Annotated in this window: 17 protein-coding genes and 1 tRNA gene; 11 read left to right on the top strand and 7 right to left on the bottom strand. The window is 64.7% G+C overall.

Annotation, left to right across the window (positions count from 1 at the left end):
* Positions 1-5: 5 nt before the first annotated feature.
* On the top strand, positions 6-1,124 hold the full coding sequence (gene tgt, locus SynA1562_RS01220) for a tRNA guanosine(34) transglycosylase Tgt (RefSeq protein ID WP_186494438.1): 1,119 nt from the start codon (positions 6-8) through the stop codon (positions 1,122-1,124).
* Positions 1,125-1,155: 31 nt separating this feature from the next.
* On the top strand, positions 1,156-1,299 hold the full coding sequence (locus tag SynA1562_RS01215; RefSeq protein ID WP_025362038.1) for a photosystem II reaction center protein K: 144 nt from the start codon (positions 1,156-1,158) through the stop codon (positions 1,297-1,299).
* Between the two features lie 4 nt (positions 1,300-1,303).
* Here SynA1562_RS01215 and SynA1562_RS01210 read toward each other — a convergent pair whose 3' ends face one another.
* A complete protein-coding gene (locus SynA1562_RS01210) occupies positions 1,304-2,038 on the bottom strand; it encodes a WecB/TagA/CpsF family glycosyltransferase (RefSeq protein WP_186494436.1) in 735 nt (244 codons plus the stop codon).
* A gap of 48 nt (positions 2,039-2,086) precedes the next feature.
* On the opposite strand from SynA1562_RS01210, the gene SynA1562_RS01205 reads away from it, so the two are divergent.
* On the top strand, positions 2,087-5,263 hold the full coding sequence (locus tag SynA1562_RS01205) for a glycoside hydrolase family 15 protein (protein WP_186494435.1): 3,177 nt from the start codon (positions 2,087-2,089) through the stop codon (positions 5,261-5,263).
* 15 nt (positions 5,264-5,278) lie between these two features.
* On the opposite strand, the gene SynA1562_RS01200 is transcribed toward SynA1562_RS01205, so the two are convergent.
* The 4 genes from SynA1562_RS01200 to SynA1562_RS01185 form a co-directional block, all read right to left on the bottom strand.
* Positions 5,279-6,286 carry a Gfo/Idh/MocA family protein gene (locus SynA1562_RS01200; RefSeq protein ID WP_115081544.1) on the bottom strand — a complete coding sequence of 336 codons (1,008 nt, stop codon included), beginning with the start codon at positions 6,284-6,286 and terminating at the stop codon, positions 5,279-5,281.
* 37 nt (positions 6,287-6,323) lie between these two features.
* Positions 6,324-7,607, bottom strand: coding sequence for a hemolysin family protein (locus tag SynA1562_RS01195; protein ID WP_186494433.1), 1,284 nt, complete (start codon positions 7,605-7,607; stop codon positions 6,324-6,326).
* 13 nt (positions 7,608-7,620) lie between these two features.
* Positions 7,621-7,693 (bottom strand) — tRNA-Ile (locus tag SynA1562_RS01190).
* A gap of 12 nt (positions 7,694-7,705) precedes the next feature.
* Entirely contained in the window at positions 7,706-8,206 is a 501-nt protein-coding gene (locus SynA1562_RS01185) for a hypothetical protein (protein WP_255445683.1), read from the bottom strand.
* Positions 8,207-8,262: 56 nt separating this feature from the next.
* On the opposite strand from SynA1562_RS01185, the gene pyrE reads away from it, so the two are divergent.
* Together pyrE and SynA1562_RS01175 are read left to right on the top strand one after the other, a co-directional pair.
* Entirely contained in the window at positions 8,263-8,835 is a 573-nt protein-coding gene (gene pyrE / locus SynA1562_RS01180; protein WP_186494430.1) for an orotate phosphoribosyltransferase, read from the top strand.
* Positions 8,832-9,626: a folate-binding protein YgfZ gene (locus tag SynA1562_RS01175; protein ID WP_186494429.1), complete on the top strand. Its 795-nt coding sequence runs from the start codon at positions 8,832-8,834 to the stop codon at positions 9,624-9,626. The genes pyrE and SynA1562_RS01175 overlap by 4 nt, the downstream gene beginning before the upstream one ends.
* On the opposite strand, the gene SynA1562_RS01170 is transcribed toward SynA1562_RS01175, so the two are convergent.
* Positions 9,608-11,083, bottom strand: a complete 1,476-nt coding sequence (locus tag SynA1562_RS01170; RefSeq protein WP_186494427.1) for a TM0106 family RecB-like putative nuclease — start codon at positions 11,081-11,083, stop codon at positions 9,608-9,610. The genes SynA1562_RS01175 and SynA1562_RS01170 overlap by 19 nt on opposite strands.
* 53 nt (positions 11,084-11,136) lie before the next feature.
* Here SynA1562_RS01170 and SynA1562_RS01165 point away from each other — a divergent pair, with 53 nt between their 5' ends.
* From SynA1562_RS01165 to SynA1562_RS01140, 6 genes are all read left to right on the top strand, one after another.
* Entirely contained in the window at positions 11,137-12,600 is a 1,464-nt protein-coding gene (locus SynA1562_RS01165; protein WP_186494425.1) for a phosphoglucomutase/phosphomannomutase family protein, read from the top strand.
* Positions 12,597-13,178: an RdgB/HAM1 family non-canonical purine NTP pyrophosphatase gene (gene rdgB / locus SynA1562_RS01160; RefSeq protein WP_186494424.1), complete on the top strand. Its 582-nt coding sequence runs from the start codon at positions 12,597-12,599 to the stop codon at positions 13,176-13,178. The genes SynA1562_RS01165 and rdgB overlap by 4 nt, the downstream gene beginning before the upstream one ends.
* 69 nt (positions 13,179-13,247) lie before the next feature.
* On the top strand, positions 13,248-14,285 hold the full coding sequence (locus SynA1562_RS01155; protein ID WP_186494422.1) for an SAM-dependent methyltransferase: 1,038 nt from the start codon (positions 13,248-13,250) through the stop codon (positions 14,283-14,285).
* A complete protein-coding gene (locus tag SynA1562_RS01150) occupies positions 14,285-15,340 on the top strand; it encodes a Glu/Leu/Phe/Val dehydrogenase dimerization domain-containing protein (protein ID WP_186494420.1) in 1,056 nt (351 codons plus the stop codon). Before SynA1562_RS01155 ends, SynA1562_RS01150 begins: the two co-directional genes overlap by 1 nt.
* Positions 15,337-16,527, top strand: coding sequence for an FAD-dependent oxidoreductase (locus tag SynA1562_RS01145; RefSeq protein WP_186494418.1), 1,191 nt, complete (start codon positions 15,337-15,339; stop codon positions 16,525-16,527). The genes SynA1562_RS01150 and SynA1562_RS01145 overlap by 4 nt, the downstream gene beginning before the upstream one ends.
* Positions 16,528-16,545: 18 nt before the next feature.
* The gene (locus SynA1562_RS01140) at positions 16,546-18,102 is read left to right on the top strand and encodes a BCCT family transporter (RefSeq protein ID WP_186494416.1); all 1,557 of its coding nucleotides are present in this window, start codon (positions 16,546-16,548) and stop codon (positions 18,100-18,102) included.
* On the opposite strand, the gene SynA1562_RS01135 is transcribed toward SynA1562_RS01140, so the two are convergent.
* Positions 18,087-18,788 carry an SIMPL domain-containing protein gene (locus SynA1562_RS01135; RefSeq protein WP_186494414.1) on the bottom strand — a complete coding sequence of 234 codons (702 nt, stop codon included), beginning with the start codon at positions 18,786-18,788 and terminating at the stop codon, positions 18,087-18,089. The genes SynA1562_RS01140 and SynA1562_RS01135 overlap by 16 nt on opposite strands.
* Position 18,789: the final 1 nt, after the last annotated feature.

Raw genomic sequence — 18,789 nt, 5'->3', positions numbered from 1 at the left:
CAGTCGTGTTCGGCTTCGAGATCAACGCGCATTGCGCCAACACATCAGCACGGTGCGGCACCTTTGAGACCCCGCATGGGCCGGTGCACACACCACGCTTCATGCCGGTGGGAACCCTGGCCACCGTCAAGGGCATCAGCACGGAGCAGCTGGGGCGCACTGGAGCCCAGATGGTCCTCTCGAACACCTACCACCTGCACTTGCAACCGGGGGAGGAGATCGTGGCGGCGGCCGGTGGCCTGCACCGGTTTATGGGCTGGAACGGCCCGATGCTCACCGACTCCGGCGGCTTTCAGGTGTTCAGCCTGGGAGACCTGAACAAGATCGATGACCGTGGGGTGGTGTTCCGAAACCCCCGCGATGGACGCACCATCGACATGACCCCGGAACATGCCACCCAAATCCAGATCGCCCTCGGGGCGGATGTGGCCATGGCCTTCGACCAGTGCCCGCCCTATCCGGCGACGGAGAACGACGTCATCGATGCCTGTCGCCGCACGCATGCCTGGCTCGAGCGCTGCGTCACAGCCCACACCCGCGAGGATCAGGCGCTGTTCGGCATCGTTCAGGGCGGCTGTTTCCCCCATCTGCGGCGGGAGAGTGCCATGGCCGTCGCCTCCTTTGATCTTCCGGGCATTGCCGTCGGTGGCGTCAGCGTTGGTGAGCCCGCTGAGGAGATGCATCGCATCGTGCGGGACGTCACGCCCCTGCTTCCTTCACACAAACCGCGCTACCTGATGGGTATCGGCACCCTGCGCGAGATGGCCATCGCCGTGGCCAACGGGATCGACCTGTTCGACTGCGTCTTGCCCACCCGACTCGGCCGTCATGGCACCGCCCTGGTGGGCGGTGAACGTTGGAACCTGCGCAATGCACGCTTCCGCCACGACCACACTCCCCTGGATCCGAGCTGCTCCTGCGTGGCCTGCACCGGTCACACCCGGGCCTACCTGCATCACCTGATTCGCAGCGAGGAGCTTCTGGGCCTCACCTTGTTGAGCATTCACAACATCACCCATCTGGTGCGTTTCACCTCGGCCATGGCACAAGCGATTCGCGACGGCTGTTTTTCAGAGGATTTCGCTCCCTGGGAGCCGGACTCGCCAGCCCATCACACGTGGTAGCGTCCAGCCCAACGCCTTTTTGATGCAAGGGATGGCCGCCTTCACCCTCGACCTGCTGGCACAGCTGCCCGAGGCCTATCAGGCCTTCTCTCCGCTGATCGACATTCTCCCGTTGATCCCAGTCTTCTTCCTGCTCCTGGCCTTCGTTTGGCAGGCCTCTGTGGGCTTCCGCTGAAGCCTCAGCCCAACCGGATCACCTTCCAAGCAAACGCTGGCAGCGACAGCATGCGTCGCCAGCGTGAAGGCTCCTGAATGAGCCGATACAGCCACTCAAGCTGCATCCGGCACATCCAACCGGGGGCACGTTTTTTGGTGCCGGCCCAAACGTCAAAACTGCCGCCGACACCCATCCACAATCCATGCTGACCGGCCGCCATGCGTTCGGACCATGTTTCTTGGCGCGGCACCCCCAGGGCCACCAGAACGAGATCAGGGTTCAACGCCCTGAGCTGAGCTTCAACGCCCGGCCAGGCCTCGGGAGCTTGATAACCATCCACCGCGAGAGCAAGGTCCAGACCACGGATGCGTTGCGGCAACTCCGCACGCAGCGTTGCCATTACCTCAGGTGATGCACCCACCAACGCCACACGCCATTGGTGGGCGGCGGCGTACTCGAGCAAGGTCCAGGCCAGTTCGATGCCCGCTGTTTTGACAACCCGGATCTGCTGACGCCCCAAGGCCCAGACCACTCCCGCACCATCAGGGATCACCAGATCAGCCGTTGCGATCGCCTGCCCCAAGGCTGCATCGGCCCGGGCCGACATCGTCATCTCAGCGTTGAGAGTGACGATGCGTCCGCCGCCCCGGGCATGCAGACCGAGTGCAGCAGCACAGACATCACAGCAGGCATCCACTGGCACGCCGAGCACCTGGCAGCGGCGACGGTCATCGGGGGCGGTGCTGACAGAGTCCATGGCCATGGGGCTGCGTTGGAGAATTTAGGGGCGGTAATGGATGAGGGCATGGTTGTGACGACGACGGAAACCCTTCCGCAGCACCACGCCACCACCCTTCAGCGTCTGGATCAATCCATCCAACGGGTGGTTCTCGATCGGCAGGACCCGATCAGCGGCCTACTCCCCGCCAGCACCGCTCACACCATCCATGGCAACTACGGCGATGCCTGGGTGCGGGACTGCGTCTATTCGGTGCAGTGCGTTTGGGGACTGGCCCTGGCCCACCGCCGTCAGCAGGGGCAGAACAGCCTGCGCGCCTGGGAGCTGGAGCAGCGGGTAGTGGCCCTCATGCGCGGCCTGATGCGCTCGATGATGCGACAGGCCGAGAAGGTGGAGCGCTTCAAGCAGAGCCTCAACCCCCTCGACGCCCTTCACGCCAAATACGACAGTTGCACCGGCGAGCCGGTGGTTGCTGACGACGCCTGGGGGCATCTCCAACTCGATGCCACCTCCCTATTTCTGCTGCAGCTGGCGCAGTTGACCAAGGGCGACTGCGCGGTGGTGCAAAGCCGTGATGAAGTGGATTTCCTCCAAAACCTGGTGCACTACATCGCCAGGGCCTACCGGACTCCCGACTACGGGATCTGGGAACGGGGCGACAAAGGCAACCATGGTTTACCGGAGCGCAATGCCAGCTCCATCGGCATGGCCAAAGCCGCCCTGGAGGCCCTGGACGGGCTTGACCTCTACGGCCCCCATGGCGACGGCAGCTGCATCTTGCTGATTCCCCAAGGGGCCATCGTGCGCCTCCGTCGCGCCCTGCAAGGGCTCCTGCCGCGGGAATCCGCCAGCAAAGAAGCAGACAGTGCCTGCCTCTCAGTGATTGGTTACCCCGCCTGGGCCGTGGAAGATGCCGCCCTGGTGGAGCGCACCGGCCGGCGGATTCGACGGGAACTCGGCGGGGCCTATGGCTACAAACGCTTCCTCCGGGATGGTCACCAGACGGCGGTGGAAGACGTCAACCGCCTGCACTACGAACCAGAGGAGCTCGCCGCCTTTGAAGGAATCGAGTCGGAGTGGCCGTTATTTCTGGCCTTCGAACTGGTGACCGCATGCTGCGAAAGACGCTGGGAGGAGGCCCGGCGGCTGCACAGCCAGCTCAAGACCCTGGCCGTTGAACAGGACGGGGAACGTCTCTACCCCGAGCTTTATCAAGTGCCGGCCAGTGCCGTCGATCAGGAACGGCTCAATCCAGGCAGCCAAGAGCGGGTGGCCAACACCAACCTGCCGCTGATCTGGACCCAAAGCCTGGTGTGGCTCGGGGAAATGCTGCTGGACGATCTGATCCGCCCGGAGGACATTGACCCCTGTGGACGCAGGGAGCCGCAGTCGCTCGGTGCCGACTCTGTTCTTGTGGCGATGGCTGCGGAGACGGATGACGTGCGCCAGGCGCTGCTGGCTGCAGAGGTGCCGATCGATCCAACCTCAGTGATTTCGGTGCAGTCGTCCGACGAGCTGAAGCAACGGTTGAAAGCCGCCGGCACCAATCCGCGGCTTGAACTCACCGGGCGCCCCGGGCACCGGGTGGAAACCGAGGACACGGCTCGGGTCTACCGCCAGGACGGCACCATCAGTGTGTTCACCCCATCGGTGCTGGAAGACGTCAGCAGCTATCTGGCCGATGACCCGGAGGAGCTGGTGGAAACCGTTGTGGACGAGCTGCATCTGCTGCAACGGCACTGGCGCGGCATGGGATATCCCCTTCTGGTGATCCCCATTCGCGACGCAGCCCTCCTGCAGCACCGCGACGTCATCCTCAAACTGGCCCAGCAACTCGGCAGCGGCGTCATTGAAAGCATCCCCGTCCGCTTGGGCTGCCTCAGTGAACTGGTGGATCAGGCGCAGGAGGTGCAGCTGCCGCCGCTCCAACAGAAACCGGTTCCATGCTCCGAACCAGCCAAGCCGCTTCTGCGCGATGCCACCGATCTACGGGATCTGACCGCCGCAGAGGAGCAGGAGCTGGATGACACACCGATCGAACAATTGAGCCAGCGCCTCTGGAACAGTGCGCTGCTGCATGAACAGGCGGAAGTGCTCGAGTTGCTGCAACGGCGTCTTGGCCCCCAGGGGATTCAACGCAGCCCCGAGGGCCATCCGGTGGCCCTGCGCACCCTGCTTGAGGAGGTCTATCAACGAGGCTTGCGTTGTGAAGACTGGAATGTGGTGCGGCGCTGTGCTGGCGCCATGGGAATGGTGCATCCCCAACTTGAAGATGCCCTCACCGATCTTCTCGTGCGTCAGAAACAGGTGGTGGTGGGGCGCAACTACACCGGCGACTCCCGGCTGCGTCAGCCGATGGACAGTGCCGCCATCGCCGAGCGGATTGAAACCACCAGCGGAATCGACAGCCGTGAACGCATGCTCGAACAGGAACTCCTGCTCGCCCTCGACAGCGTGGCGCGGCGGGAGCCAGCGCTGCTGAAAGGGAGCCTCACCCTGCAGCTGGGGCAGCTGATGCTGCTGCTGACATCAGAGCTGGCCGTAGAGAAAACGCTCAGTCAGGACGAAGCCTTTGAAGCCCTCTGCAGCGAAGCACCCCATGCGATTCGCAAGCGCTTGCGCGCCGTGCTCGCCGATGTGGACCATGCCAGAGCAGCACTGCAACGCGGCGAACAGCTGCACGTGAGCGGCCGGGTGCAGTGGTCGGTACCTGACCCGTTGGAGGAAACACCGGGGGGTGGGGATTGGCTTCAACACCGCATCCGCCTGGGTTCCTTCCAGAAAGTTCCCCGCGATTTCTATGCCGGGATCTGGTCGCTGCTGCAGCACTGCCGCGGCCTGGTGATTGGCGACAAGCTGGAGCGGCGCAATCGCCTTAACAGCAGCCTCGTCCTCGAGAAGACGCCAGGGGAGCGCAACTTTGCCGCCCAGGTCGACCATTTGCTCAGTCGGATCAAGGCACCGGAATACCGACAACTCTGCAGCGAATGCCTGCTTTCGCTGATGGCCTTCGTCGAAGCCAATCCAGAGGTGCGCTTCGAGGATGACCTGGCCCTCGACGTGGTGATCGGTCATGCCGTGAGGGTCGGCTGGCAGCAGAGCCATCCCTCTCTTCGTCCAGAGAACTACCCGCAATACAAGGCCCAGGCCTGGGGGCAGTTTTATCGGTCCTCACCCGGTGACTGCCGCCGCTGGCAGGTCACGGCGTTGCGGGAACTGGCCGAACAGCAGGGGCTGGTGTAATCCCAGTGAAAGCCTTCAGATCGGTGCGCACAGGGGCGCTCCCGTATCCGGGTGTTCAACGGCCTGTTCGATCAGGTCTGCCAGCTTGAGAGCCCGCGAGGCCTGAAGACCATCCACCGCAGGGGTCTCCCGGCCGCGAACGCACTGCAGAAAGTGCTCGAGCTCGGCATAGAGCGGTTCGATCGAGGTGGTGCTCACCTCCTCGATGAAGCCATCATTCCGATACAGCAGCTCGCCGTGATCAGCGGAATACCACTCGTGGGCCCGGCGGTGGATGTGCAGTGTGTGGTTGAGGAAGTCCGTCTCCACCAGGCTCGAACGGCAGTGCGCACTGAGGCTGCGGATTTTTCGGTGGCTCATCTTGCTGGCCGTGAGGCTGGCCACAACACCGTTCTCGAAACCCAACGTGGCGTTGACGTAATCGATCGGGCCTTCGGCACTGCGACCACCGGCAGCGGCAAGCCGCACCACCGGTGCCTTTGCCAGCTCCAGCACGAGGTCGATGTCATGGATCATCAGATCCAGCACCACAGAAACATCATTAGCCCGATCGGAGTGGGGGCTGTGGCGACGCGCCTCAAGAACCACCACCTCCTCGTTGGCCACCACCTTGGTGAGCTCACGGAAGGCAGGGTTGAACCGCTCGATGTGGCCCACCTGCAGCAGACACCCAGCCGCTGAAGCGGCCTCGATCAGTGCAGTTGCCTCGTCCTGACTGGCCGCAATCGGCTTTTCGATCAGAACGTGCACGCCCGCACGCAGGCAGGCCAGACCGACGGGATGGTGCAGCAGCGTCGGAACCGCGATGCAGACGGCCTCCACCTCCGAAAGCATGGCGTTGTAGTCGGCGAACCAGCGGCAGCCGAATTGCTCGGTAGCGAGCTTGCCGCGCTCAGCATCCGGATCCGCGACTCCAACCAGATCGGCATCTCGCAGAAGACTGAGCACCCGAGCGTGATGCCAACCCATGTTGCCGATGCCGATCACCCCGACCTTGACTGGGACCATGGGGTCGGGAGACATCAGCACAGGCGGTCGATTGGGGGAAGACTATCGGCCTTCAGTCGGATTCTTCCTCTGAGCTGGGGAGAACAAGCCGGACCCGCTCGATCCGCGGGCCTGCCATGGCTGTGATCTCGAACTGAAGGCCATTGAAATGCAGCCCTTCCCCCGCGGATGGAATGTGCTGGAGCCGTTCCAGCAGGAAGCCCGCCAGGGTGTGATGGTCATCGGCCTCAGGCAGATCAAGATTGAGCTGTCGGTTGAGCTCGAAGATCTCCAGATCTCCGGCTACCAGCCAGGCACCGGGGTAGTCCTTGTCTTCGAGCAGATCCGGCTCATCGGTCTCGCCGGGATCATCATCACCAACGATTTCTCCGGTGAGATCAGCTGCAGTCACCAGACCCTCGGTGCCGCCGTGCTCATCCACCACCAGCAGCAGCGGCTGACCACTGCGGATCATTGGCAGCAGCTCCGCCAACGTGCAGGTCTCCAGGACAGGCACCGCAGGCTGGAGATAGGGCTCGAGCAGCGAATCGGCCTGGAGCTCACCCCGTGCGATCGGTTCGGCCATCTGACGCAGATCCAGCACGCCACGCACGTCATCCAGCGACTGGCCGATCACTGGGAAGCGGGCGTGACGGGTGTGATGCACCGCCTCCATCATTTCCGCGAAACGGACCGTGGCCGGCAGGGTGACCATCCCCGAGCGCGGCACCATCACCTCCCGCACCTGGGTGTCCCTCAGGGCGAAAACCCCTTCCAGGATGTTCTTCTCATCGGGGAACAGACCCGTCACCCGCCCGGATTCCACAAGGGTTTCCAGCTCACCAGCTGACAGGGCTGGCACCAGCACATCCCATTGGGGAGCCAGGCCGAGCAGGCGCATCAGCAGGCCCGCCAGCGCCTCAAGCAGGTTGAGCAGGGGAGCCAAGCAGCGCATCACCACCTCCAGCAGCGGCGCCAGGCGTAGCGCCGAGGATTCCGGACGGTTCAACACCCAGGCCTTGGGCAGCAAACCAGCCACCAGCGTGGCCAGCAGAACGATGCTGAGGAACAAGGCTGTATCGCGCCAAGCGACACCCACAGACCCGTCCGACCAGAGCCGCCCCCCCAGACCACGGCCGGCCCAACCAAGAGCCACCAGAGCGAGGGTTGCACCCAATTGGGACACCAGCAAAGCGCGCCGCAAGCGTCGCTGGAGACGCTGGATGGAACGGGCCCCGGCCTGCTGATCCTCCACCAGCACTTCAACGCGGCTGGGGCGAAGCCGCAGCAGGGCCACCTCTGCAGCCGCGAAGAAGGCCGGCAGAACGAGCAGAACAGCCAGCAGAAGAAGCCGCATTAACAGGGGGGAATGGGGGTCGCGAGGATCGAACTCGCCTTAGGCGAATTATGAGTTCGCTGCATTCACCAGATTGCTAGACCCCCTCGGGAAGATTGTTACCACAGGGGAGTCGCGTCGGGGAAGTGGTCCGCCATGGGCGCGTCCGGCATCGATTCGTTGACCTCGGTGGCCGCCAGGCTGCCGTTGAACCCGCTCGAGATGTCCAAAGTTCGCATCGGCAGCGGCTGGCTCTGCTCTTCCAGCAGAGCTCCCGTCGTGTTCTGAAGTGCCGACCCATCCCAGATCAGCGTCTGGTCGGGGAAGCCGAATCCCATGAACCGATTTCCCTCGATGCCGCCGACAGCGATCCCCAGAACATCGGTTAATTGATGCAAGGGATCCACGCCCCGGGCCATGGGTGAAGTCCAGGTGTAGAAGCGACGGTTGATCAGCTCACTGGTGGTCTCCGTGGGGTGGCACACCGTGACTTCGACGGGGGCGGAACCACTGCCGGGCGGAGGGGCCTCAACGCTGGTGGTGCAGACCAACGGACCCGCCAGCACCGATGGGCCGGCGAGCAGGAGCAGGCTCGAGCCAAGGAACGACCTCAGCAGCACTGGATGAAACAGCTCTACGCGCAAACTAAGGACATCTGCGAAGTGCGGCCAGTCCCATGCCTGAATCGTCGAGTGTCCCGACTGAGCGGGAGCAACTGCTGAACCGTCTGGCCACCCTGGCCTACCGACGCGGAGACTTCACCCTGGCTTCAGGCCGCAAGAGCGAGCACTACGTGAACTGCAAACCCGTGAGCCTGAGCGGTTCCGGCCTGGCGCTGATCAGCCGAGCGATGCTCACCCACGTGGAGGCCGATGCGCGGGCCGTGGCTGGTCTCACCCTCGGAGCAGACCCACTGGTGAGCGGTGTTGCCATGGCCGCCGCTGATCAAGATCGTGAGCTTGATGCGCTGATCGTGCGCAAGGAAGCCAAAGGCCACGGCACCGGGGCCTGGCTGGAGGGTCCGCTACCCGCCCACGGGGCCCTAATCACCGTTCTGGAAGACGTTGTGACCACAGGAGGTTCCTCCCTCAAGGCAGTGCGGCAGCTCCGCGACGCCGGTTACGAAGTGAACCGGGTTGTCACCATCGTCGACCGTGAGGAAGGCGGTGACGCCGCAATGGCGGCAGACAGTCTTGAACTGATCAGCCTTTACAAGCTGTCTGAAATCGCCGCCTTCGTGCCGGCATGAACAAGTTGTTTTGGGACGCCCAGGTGCCCTGGCTGCGCTTGAACGGCAGCGGAGCTCGCCAGTTTCTTCAGGGGCAGACCAGTGCTGACCTCAACGCACTCCAGACCGGCGATCTTCTTCAGACCTGCTGGCTGACCGCTACGGGACGCTTGCGGGCGGTGCTGGAACTTCGTTTCGATGCAGAGGGGGCCGATGTGATCGTTCTGGCGGGAGAGGCCTCTGCCGTTCACGCTGGATTTGATCAGGTGATCTTTCCAGCCGATCGGGTTCGCCTCCAACCACTGGCTCAGTTGCGCCGACTGCAGTGGCTGGAGCCCAACGCTGCCGCAATCTGGTGCGGTCCGGACGCGGAACTGCCGGAGCCCTGGGCATCAGGAGAAGCCGCCACCGCGACGGCTCTGGAGCAATGGCGGCTCCAGAGCGGATTCCCCCCGGGCCCCGGTGAACTCAATGGCGAGACCAATCCCCTGGAACTGGGTCTCGTCGCTCAGATCAGCACGGAAAAAGGCTGCTACCTCGGCCAGGAGACCATGGCCAAAGTCATCGGTCAGGCAGGAGTGAAACAACAGCTGCGCTGTTGGAGCAGCTCCAGTCCGCTGTCACCCGGCACCAAGCTCACGCTCGAGGGAGAGCGAGCCGGGGTGATCACCAGTGCTCTCGAATGCGACGGCACTTGGCTTGGGCTGGCCCTGGTGCGCCGCCAGTGCCTGGCCAGTCCAACGCTGGAAGGGGCCAACGGAGAACAGCTCCAGATCCGTCAACCCGTGGCGTTTCAGGATCCCGACGCCTGATCCTGTTCAAGCAACCAAGCAGCAACGGCCCAGGTGGCCAAGCAGTCGTCGCGGTTGTAATCGAAGATCCAGCGCAGTCCGTGCCTGTTGCCGCGTCGATCAGGTCCCTCCCCCTGCCACTGCCGCCACCAGAGCAGGGCCCGGGCCCCGTCCACACCGGCCTGACTCCATTGGAACCCCTGCCAACCGGCCACGGCCTTGAGGCCATAACTGGCCAGGGGCAGGCGCCAGTGATGCCGCACTCGGGCATGCACATCCACCAACCGCTGACGAAGCTGCAGCACCTCAGCCTCTGCAGCACCCTGCCGCTCAGCCATACGCCTTAAGGCCAGGCTTTCTGTCTCCCCGTAGTGAAGGATCGGCCAACCCCGGTAGCGATTCAGCAGCCGCTGCAGCCGCAGCCAGCAACGGGCTTCACCATGCTCCGCCAGGGCCAGGATCGGGTGATACGCCACTGATGCCAGATCCCAGTCTCCGCTTTGGGTTCTGGGCAGCACCAGAAAACCGTGAAGGAAGTCGTGACGAGCGTCGGGGTCGGATTCGATGTCGTAGAGCAGCACACCCGGGCAGTCCTGCAGTTCCGGCAGCGCCGCTGAGGCACTCAAACGCTCCACCCGTCCATCGCGCTGCGCCCGGGCCTGGGCCACCAGGGATGCGGCTACCTCACCGTGCTGATCCCCAAAACGTTGCAGCCGCTCGGCGAGCTGCAACGGATCAGCCGCGGCCAGATCGGACAAGCCGCGAATCCCAAGCTCCAGCAACATCTCGCGCCGCTTGGCCCCAATACCGCTGACTTCGCTCAGATGTCCTTCCTCCACCGCCACCGCATTGCAGGCGACACGCCAGCTGCAAAGGGAGCACTTGCGCCGGTCGGCGGCCAGCGGAGGAGGAACAGAGCGTTCGAGGTCAGCGTGCAATTTGCGCAGCCCCTCCGACAGCTGTCGGCGCAGACCACTGGAGAGATGCAGCCGCTCCTGTTCCAGGCGCCGGCCACCACCGCCGAGCACCAGCATGGACGGAACGTCGCCCTGCTGAATCTGCTCAAGCAACAGAGCCATCAGCGCCAGCGGCAGCTGATGTTCCCGGGTGGTGCGGCGACCCTGACGGGCGAGCACCGGTTGATAGGCGAAGTCACCCCAGCGGCACTGGCCCTTGACCCGCCGCAGCAGTGGAGGGTGTGCCTCCAACGGCTCACCGGATGGGCCAAGGCCCTTGAGGCGCAGACCCACCACAGCCTCGGCACCGGCAGCACAGGCGGCGATGCCATGGCCAGGCTTGCGGGGCAGCAAGGCCACAAAACAGCGCTGCTGGTCGTCCAGCAGCAGATTGCGATGGGCCGTCCAGCGCCGCTCGGCTGGATTGCCGTGGCGGTCGAGCCAGGCCTTACGACGGCAGCGCAGCCAACTGCGCAGCAACCGGTCGGTGAGAGCGTTGTCGGCAGGCGGGGTGTCACCCATCCGCCGACCCTACGGCTGCCAGCTGCTAGATCCACTGAAGTGCAGGCTGTGCCATGGCATCGGCTCCCCTCCCTCTGAGTCCAGCTCCGATCAAGTTCGGTACCGATGGCTGGCGCGGGATCACCGGCGTCGACATCACGGTTGAGCGGTTGTTGCCCGTTGCCGCTGCCGCGGCTCAAGAGCTCGCCCATCGCGCCCCCGAGGGTCTCAGCAGCCGAACGGTGGTGATCGGTTACGACCGCCGCTTTCTGGCTCCAGAACTGGCGGAAGCCATTGCGGCCGCTGTGCGGGGTTGTGAACTCGAACCCCTGCTCACCGACACCGCTGTCCCCACGCCGGCATGCAGCTGGGCCGTGGTGGAGCGCAAAGCCCTGGGAGCACTGGTGATCACCGCCAGTCACAACCCACCGGAATGGCTGGGGCTGAAGATCAAAGGCCCCTTTGGTGGATCGGTCGAGGGAGACTTCACGGCCGCCGTGGAACGACGTCTGGCTGCCGGCGGCATCACGGCACCGATCAAGGCGGAGGTCCCCCGGTTTGATGGACGCGGCGAGCATCTCGAAGGGCTGCGCCGCAAGTTGGACCTGAATGCCCTGGTTGACGGCCTAAAGGCCATCAACCTCAAGGTGATCGTCGATCCGATGCACGGATCAGCCGCCGGGTGTGTGACGGAGCTGCTCGGCCCTGAAGCCGCTGGCGTTGTGGAAGAGATCCGCAGCGAACGAGATCCCTTGTTCGGCGGTCATCCGCCGGAACCCCTGGCGCCCTACCTCGGGGCGTTGATCGCGGACGTGAAAGCCTCAACGGCCGCCGGGACTCCTGCGGTGGGATTGGTGTTCGACGGCGATGGTGACCGCATCGCTGCCGTGGATGAAACCGGCCGGTTCTGCAGCACCCAGCTGCTGATGCCCCTGTTGATCGATCACCTGGCCCGAGCCCGCCAGCTGCCGGGCGCCGTGGTCAAGACTGTGAGCGGCTCGGATCTGATGCGGCTGGTGGCGGAGGCCCAGGGACGCAAGGTTCTGGAGCTCGCGGTGGGCTTCAAGTACATCGCCGCAGAGATGCTGGCCGGGGATGTGCTGATCGGCGGAGAGGAATCCGGTGGTGTGGGCTTCGGCATGCACCTGCCCGAGCGGGACGCCCTGTTCGCGGCGATGCTGGTGCTGGAAGCCCTGGTGGAAGGAAAGCAACCCCTGGGTGCGCGTCTGGATGCGCTCCAGCAACAACACGGAGGCAGCAGTCACTACGACCGACTCGACCTGCGCCTGGCCGACATGGAGGCACGCCGACGGCTCGAGACGCTGCTGGACCAGAGCACGCCCTCGACCGTCGCCGGCGCAGACGTGCTGGAGGTGATCAGCACCGACGGGATCAAACTGAGGATGGGGCCGAACCACTGGCTGATGCTGCGCTTCTCCGGCACGGAACCGCTGCTGCGGCTCTACTGCGAAGGGCCGGATGCCGAGCGGGTGAACGAGGTGCTCGCCTGGGCCCGACAGTTTGCGGAGGCCGCATGAAGACCCTTGTGATCGCCAGCGGCAACGCCGGCAAGATTCGTGAATTCCAGGGTCTGCTGCAGGCCCTGCCCGTCAGCGTGCAACCCCAGCCAGAAGGCGTGGAGGTGGAGGAGACGGGCACCACCTTTGCCGCCAATGCCCGACTCAAGGCCCAAGCGGTTGCCGCCGCCACAGGGGAATGGGCCCTGGCCGACGATTCAGGCCTCAGCGTTGATGCGCTTGATGGCGCTCCGGGTGTTTATTCCGCCCGCTACGCCCCCACCGACCCGGAACGCATTGCCCGGCTGCTGAAGGCCCTGAACGGCTCAGACCAACGCCAGGCCTATTTCTGCGCCGCGCTCTGTGTCGCCGCCCCAGACGGCACCATCCTGCTGGAGGTGGAAGGCCGCTGCGACGGCTTGATCACGGCCGCACCCCGGGGAGATCAGGGTTTCGGCTACGACCCGATCTTCGAAGTTGCTGGAACCGGCCGCACCTTCGCGGAGATGCCGTTGGCGGAGAAAAAGCAGCACGGCCACCGCGGCAAGGCCTTCAGCCTCCTGGAACCCAGGCTGCGCCAGTTGCTCCAAGCAAGCTGAAGAGGAACCACCGATTCCCTGACCTCCAGGCCATGGTCTGTACGGTGAGGCCTGCCGCTGACGAGGTCCATGGCCATCGCCATGACCACGGGTTACAGCGCGCAGACCGAGGGCGCTCTTCTGTGCATCGAAGCCGCCTCGGACTGGGCCCTGACTTGTGTGAATCAACTGGCTGTCGCTGACAGCCATGTCCTGATCGATTACGGAGCTGCCGATGGCGGCACCGCCGTTGGGCTCTGGAACAAGGTGCTGGATCGCCTGCATGCCAACCAGCCCTCGGCGCACCTCACGCTGATCGGCAACGACCTGCCGAGCAACGACAACATTGCTCTGGCCAACAACCTGGCCCTGCAGATCCCCCGGGATCCGAAGCCAACGGTGCTGGTGAGTGCCCGCAGCTTCTATGAGCCCTCCGTGGCGCCGAACTCCGTGAGCTTCGGCTTCTCCGCAACGGCCATGCACTGGCTGAGCGCTTCCCCCGGCCCCCTGAACAGCCACACCCATGTGCTCGCCTCCGGTGATGCCGACGCACTTCAGCGCTTCACGGCCCAGGCGATGAAGGACTGGAACCACATCCTCGAGCTGCGCAGCCGCGAACTGAAGCTGGGCGGCCGCCTGCTGACGGTGAACCTCTCCCGTGATGAAGCAGGCCTCTATCTCGGCCACAACGGCGGCGAAACCCGCAACGTGCACGACCAGCTGCACCAGATCTGGCGGGGCATGGCCGAGGAAGGCCTGATCAGCCAGGAGCAGTACCAACAAGGCACGGTTCTGAACTTCTACAAGTCCCCCGAGGAGTTCATGGCTCCGCTGAAGGACGAGAACAGCGCCGCTTACCGCAACGGCCTGCGGCTGGTGGACGAGCGCACCGTTTACGTGAAGTGCCCCTACCGACGCCGCTGGAACGAGAACGGCGACACGGCGACTTTCGCCGCAGGATTGATGGCGACGATCCGCAGCTGGAGCCGCCACAGTTTCGCCAGTGCTGCCGGTGATATCGCAGCAGACACGGTGTTCGAGCGGCTGCAGAAGCGCATCGCCGAAGCCCCCAGCGAATGGAGCCTCGACTACGTCGAACACCACCAGATGATGGAGAAGGTGGCCTGATGAGCAGCGGCAAGAAAACAGCGCCGACCGTGTCGGTGCTGGCGGAACACGTCTCCGATCACCTCTCGGTGTTCGTTGTGGCGGAAGACACCGATGCCAAGCGCCCCGCCAACGGAGGCCTGCGGGTGCTCAATTACCCGAGCGATGAGGCCTGCATCGCAGACGGCCAGCGGCTGGCAGGGTTGATGACCCACAAGCACGATCTTTACGGCACCGGTTTCGCCGGCGGCAAGATCGTTGCCAGGGCCGCTGAACCCGATGCCGTCAAGGATGAGCTGATCAGCGTCACCGCCGAGCTGCTGGAGTCGCTTGACGGCGCGATGATCACCGGCTGCGATCTCAACACCAGCCTGGAAGACATGGAGCGTCTGACGGCGCTCACCCCCCATGTGCTGGCGGCGGTCGGCAGCCCCGTGGACGCCAGTGCCGCCACCGCCCACGGCACCCTCGGTGCTGTGGAGGCCGTTCTGGACAAGGACCTCAACGACGCCCGCCCAGGCCGGGCCCTCGTGCACGGCTGCGGTGCCGTTGGTGGCACCGTTGCCCGCCATCTCGTCGAGCACGGTTGGACAGTGTTCACCGTGGATCTGGACCGCGAGAAAGCCAGTTTTCCCGGCGCAACGCCGCTGCCGGAGAGCTGCGCTTGGTGGGAACTGAACCTCGACCTGCTGCTGCCCTGCTCGATCTCGGGGTTGATCAACGCCGAAATGGCGACGGCGCTGAAAACCCCCGCCGTGGTGCCTGCCGCCAATGCCCCCTTCCAGAAACCCCAACTGGCGAATGACCTGCGTCGCCGCGGTGTGCGGGTGCTACCGGACCCGCTGGTGAATGCAGGAGCTGTGATCGCCGATTCAATCGAGCGGTTCTCCCCCGACGCCTGGAGAGACGCTGGTGCCAAGGACGTCTATGCCTTCGTTCGCGATGAGGTGCGCCGCCGGGCCAGCAACTATCTGAACCGGCGCGAACAGGGCTTGTCGGTGGGTGCCGCCCTTGATGAGGTGGCAGCCACACCCTCCACCGAGCCCATCGGCCTCAGCTTTGGAGAGGGCGAATGAACACACCCGCCTCCATACCCAGCCGAGCAGCCGTCGTGATCGTTGGCGGCGGCATGGCCGGCCTCAGCTGCGCTGCATCCCTGGCCCGCCGCGGCGTGGGCGATGTGGTGCTGCTGGAAGGCCAGACCCTGGCCCACGCCAAGGCCAGCAGCTACGGCGAAACCCGGATGTTCCGAGAGATGTATTCCGACCCGGTGCTCTGCCGTCTCGCCCAGGAGGCCAACCGCCTCTGGCGTGAGGAAGAAAGCCACGCAGGCCAACAGCTGCGGGAGACCCACGGCCTGCTCTTCTACGGCGAAAGCTGGGATGAAGAGACGATCGAGGGATCGATCCCCGGGGCCCGACGGGTCATGGACGATCAGGGCATCCCCTATGAAGCCCTCGATGCCGGCCAGATCACAGCCCGCTTCCCGCTGAAGCCGAAGCCGGGCTTCACCGGACTGTTCGAGCCCACCGCCGGTGCCGTGCGCAGCGACAGGGTCGTGGCCCACTGGATCAACACCGCCCGCAACGCCGGCCATCAGCTGATCGAGCACTGCCCCGTGGCGGGCCTCGATGCCGATGGCGGTGGCGTCACCCTGGAGAGCGGCGAACACATCGCTGCCGGACAGCTGGTGGTGGCCTGCGGGATCTGGAGCCAGCTGTTGCTGGCCCCCCTGGGCCTCGCACCCAAACTGGAGGTGTGGCCGATGCTCTGGGCCCACTACACCGTCGCCCCGGCGCTGGCCGATCGCTACCCCCAGTGGTTCTGCTTCCAGCAGGAACGTGGCGATGACGGGGGCCTTTACTACGGCTTTCCTGTTCTGAGCCAAACGGCGGATGGTCGCCCCAGGATCAAGGCGGGCATCGACTGGGCTCCGCGGGAGCTGCGCGTCGCCGAACCCAACGCCATGGTTACCGAGCCACCCGCTCGCCTGGTGGAGCTGCTCGACACCTTCCTCTTCAACGAACTGGAGGGCGTGCAGGAGCGGGTGGAGACCGTGATCAGCCCGTACTCCATGGCCAGCGACGTGAACTTCGTGCTGGACCGGCTCACCCCGAAGCTAAGCCTGTTCGCAGGAGGCTCCGGCCAGGCCTTCAAGTTCGCTCCGCTGATCGGTGATTCCCTGGCCCGCCTCGCCAGCGGCGAACAACCAGCGGTGGATCTCTCCTGCTGGAGCCACCAACGCGCCGCCGTTCGCGCCTGACCCCTCACCCCTCATCCGATGTCTGACACCCCCGCGAACCAGCGCTCCTGGTGGCGCCAGCCCCCCCTCTGGGTGGGCGCTATTCCCCTGCTGATCTTTCTGCTGGTGTCGGCCATCGACCTGGCCCTGGCCAAGCAATTCACCGACAACGGCAAAGCCGTGATCAGTGATGCCCTCGGTGGGGTCTGGCAGTGGATGGTGGTGCTGCTGTTTCTGATCGCGCTGATCCTGGCCATCAGCCCAGTCGGCAAGCTTCGGCTTGGGGGCGCGGAAGCCAAGCCCAGTCTGAAATTCTTTGATTGGTGCGCGGTGCTGATCTGCACCCTGCTGGCGGGGGGTGGTGTGTTCTGGTCGGCAGCCGAACCGCTGTATCACTTCCAGACCCCATCACCGGTGTTCGAAGTGGTCGAAGGCAGCACAGCCGCAGCAGTGGATCCCGCCCTGGCGGTGAGTTTTCTGCACTGGGGCTTCCTTGCCTGGGCCTTGGTGGCCACGACCACCACGATCACCTTCTCGATCCTGGAGCGACGCGGTGAACCTCTGCGTCCCCGCACCCTGCTGGTGAACATCGTGCCGCGCAGCTGGGTGGATGGTCCGCTCGGTCACCTGGCGGATGGGTTGTCTGTGGTGGCCGCGATCGCCGGCACCGTTGGCCCCCTGGGCTTCCTCTCGCTGCAGCTCAGCAATGCCGCAGGGCAACTTCCCTGGCTCAGCGACAGTGCCGGCCTGCAATCCCTGGTGGTGGTGCTGCTGACCGCCGTCTTCGCGACATCCACCGTCAGCGGCATTCAGAAGGGCATCAAGTGGCTGTCAGAACTCAATGTGTGGCTCACCCTGGCCCTGGCGGCGGGCCTGCTGCTGTTGGGCCCGGGCCTCTGGCTGATGCAGCACTTCTTCAGCGGTTTCATCACCTACCTGATCCACCTGCCGCAGATGGCCCTCACCCCCAATGCCGTGCCGGCGAACTGGGTGAACGGCTGGACGGTCTTCTACTGGGGCTGGTTCCTTGGCTATGCCCCATTGATGGGGCTGTTCACCGCCGGCGTCAGCCGCGGCCGCAGCATCCGTGAACTGGTGCTGGCGGTGGCCATCCTCTGCCCGATCGTGACCAACCTTTGGTTCACCCTGCTGGGGGGCACCGGACTGCATCTGGAGTTGGCCGGGGGCGGCATCAGCGACGCCCTGGCCCAGAACGGAGCCGCCGCGGCCCTGCTCACCATCCTCAGCCAGCTGCCCCTGGCAGGCCTGCTGATTCCGATAGGCCTGGTGCTGGTGGTGCTGTTCATGTGCACCAGCGCCGACTCGATGAGTTACGCCGCGGCCATGGTGGTGAGCGGCCGCAACGAACCCCCTGCTCTGCTGCGCCTGTTCTGGGCCTTGATGATCGGCAGCCTCACCTTGGTGCTGCTACGCATCGGCTCAGGGCTGGGGGACAGCACATCCATCGATGCCCTGCAGGCCTTCATCGTGATCACCGCGGTACCGGTCACCCCCTTGGTGCTGGCCACCCTGTGGAGCGCGCCACGGCTGGCCTGGAAGGAATGGCACCGCACTGCCGATCAACGCAGGCAGTAATCTAGTTTGAGCGTGAGGCTCTGACTTGGCTTGGGAGCCTCCCCAGGCCTGAAGCCTGTGCTCTCCTTGCGCGCAGCCATCTGCATGGGTCGTTGGGTCGAACCACGCTGGTCAATCAGCAACAGCTCCACCTTGCGCAGACCGAGGGCCCGGGCTGTGGCCTGCGCACGACGTTGCCCTGTCTCGAGAGCTTGCTTCAGCAACTGATCAGCCAATGAGGCACGGCTGTCGCTCGACGCCAAAGACGTCATTCCTCGCAGCCGAACACCCGGCAAGCGACCGGCGGCCTGGATCAGCGCGTCATAGTTGTCACGGCTCACCTCGCCCGTGATGGTGGTGCTCGCCCGCTCCAGTCGTGGGCCCGATGTGCCTCCACCAACGGGATAGCTACGGGGTGCAGGGATCGTGAGCCGGCGCAGAGCAAGCGGCTGAATGGCCTGACGCGCCTCAGCCAAACGGCCGTTTAAAGCGGTCATCGCAGCATCCTTGTTGGCATTTTCAGCGTCGAGCCCGAGCGAGAAGCGAAAGCGATCGCTATGGCTCGTTCCACGCTCATTCACCTGGATCTGAAGCAGGGTGCCATTGCAAACGCGCTCCGCAGCCCGCAGGGGGATTGGCGCCAGGAAACTAAAGCTGAAAAAAACGGGCACGGCGACCTTGGCAGCGCCCCAGCGTCGAGAAGTCATG

The organism is Synechococcus sp. A15-62, assembly GCF_014280075.1.
Taxonomy (GTDB): Bacteria; Cyanobacteriota; Cyanobacteriia; order PCC-6307; family Cyanobiaceae; genus Parasynechococcus.
This window is presented reverse-complemented; position numbering and strand designations above follow the sequence as displayed.

Excerpts from the sequence above, each read along its gene's own strand:
- SynA1562_RS01215 (WP_025362038.1), top strand. The coding sequence starts at position 1,156 with ATGGCCGCCTTCACCCTCGACCTGCTGGCACAGCTGCCCGAGGCCTAT.
- SynA1562_RS01210 (WP_186494436.1), bottom strand. The coding sequence starts at position 2,038 with ATGGACTCTGTCAGCACCGCCCCCGATGACCGTCGCCGCTGCCAGGTG.
- SynA1562_RS01205 (WP_186494435.1), top strand. The coding sequence starts at position 2,087 with ATGGTTGTGACGACGACGGAAACCCTTCCGCAGCACCACGCCACCACC.
- SynA1562_RS01200 (WP_115081544.1), bottom strand. The coding sequence starts at position 6,286 with ATGTCTCCCGACCCCATGGTCCCAGTCAAGGTCGGGGTGATCGGCATC.
- SynA1562_RS01195 (WP_186494433.1), bottom strand. The coding sequence starts at position 7,607 with ATGCGGCTTCTTCTGCTGGCTGTTCTGCTCGTTCTGCCGGCCTTCTTC.
- pyrE (WP_186494430.1), top strand. The coding sequence starts at position 8,263 with ATGCCTGAATCGTCGAGTGTCCCGACTGAGCGGGAGCAACTGCTGAAC.
- SynA1562_RS01175 (WP_186494429.1), top strand. The coding sequence starts at position 8,832 with ATGAACAAGTTGTTTTGGGACGCCCAGGTGCCCTGGCTGCGCTTGAAC.
- SynA1562_RS01170 (WP_186494427.1), bottom strand. The coding sequence starts at position 11,083 with ATGGGTGACACCCCGCCTGCCGACAACGCTCTCACCGACCGGTTGCTG.
- SynA1562_RS01165 (WP_186494425.1), top strand. The coding sequence starts at position 11,137 with ATGGCATCGGCTCCCCTCCCTCTGAGTCCAGCTCCGATCAAGTTCGGT.
- rdgB (WP_186494424.1), top strand. The coding sequence starts at position 12,597 with ATGAAGACCCTTGTGATCGCCAGCGGCAACGCCGGCAAGATTCGTGAA.
- SynA1562_RS01155 (WP_186494422.1), top strand. The coding sequence starts at position 13,248 with ATGGCCATCGCCATGACCACGGGTTACAGCGCGCAGACCGAGGGCGCT.
- SynA1562_RS01150 (WP_186494420.1), top strand. The coding sequence starts at position 14,285 with ATGAGCAGCGGCAAGAAAACAGCGCCGACCGTGTCGGTGCTGGCGGAA.
- SynA1562_RS01145 (WP_186494418.1), top strand. The coding sequence starts at position 15,337 with ATGAACACACCCGCCTCCATACCCAGCCGAGCAGCCGTCGTGATCGTT.
- SynA1562_RS01140 (WP_186494416.1), top strand. The coding sequence starts at position 16,546 with ATGTCTGACACCCCCGCGAACCAGCGCTCCTGGTGGCGCCAGCCCCCC.
- SynA1562_RS01135 (WP_186494414.1), bottom strand. The coding sequence starts at position 18,788 with ATGACTTCTCGACGCTGGGGCGCTGCCAAGGTCGCCGTGCCCGTTTTT.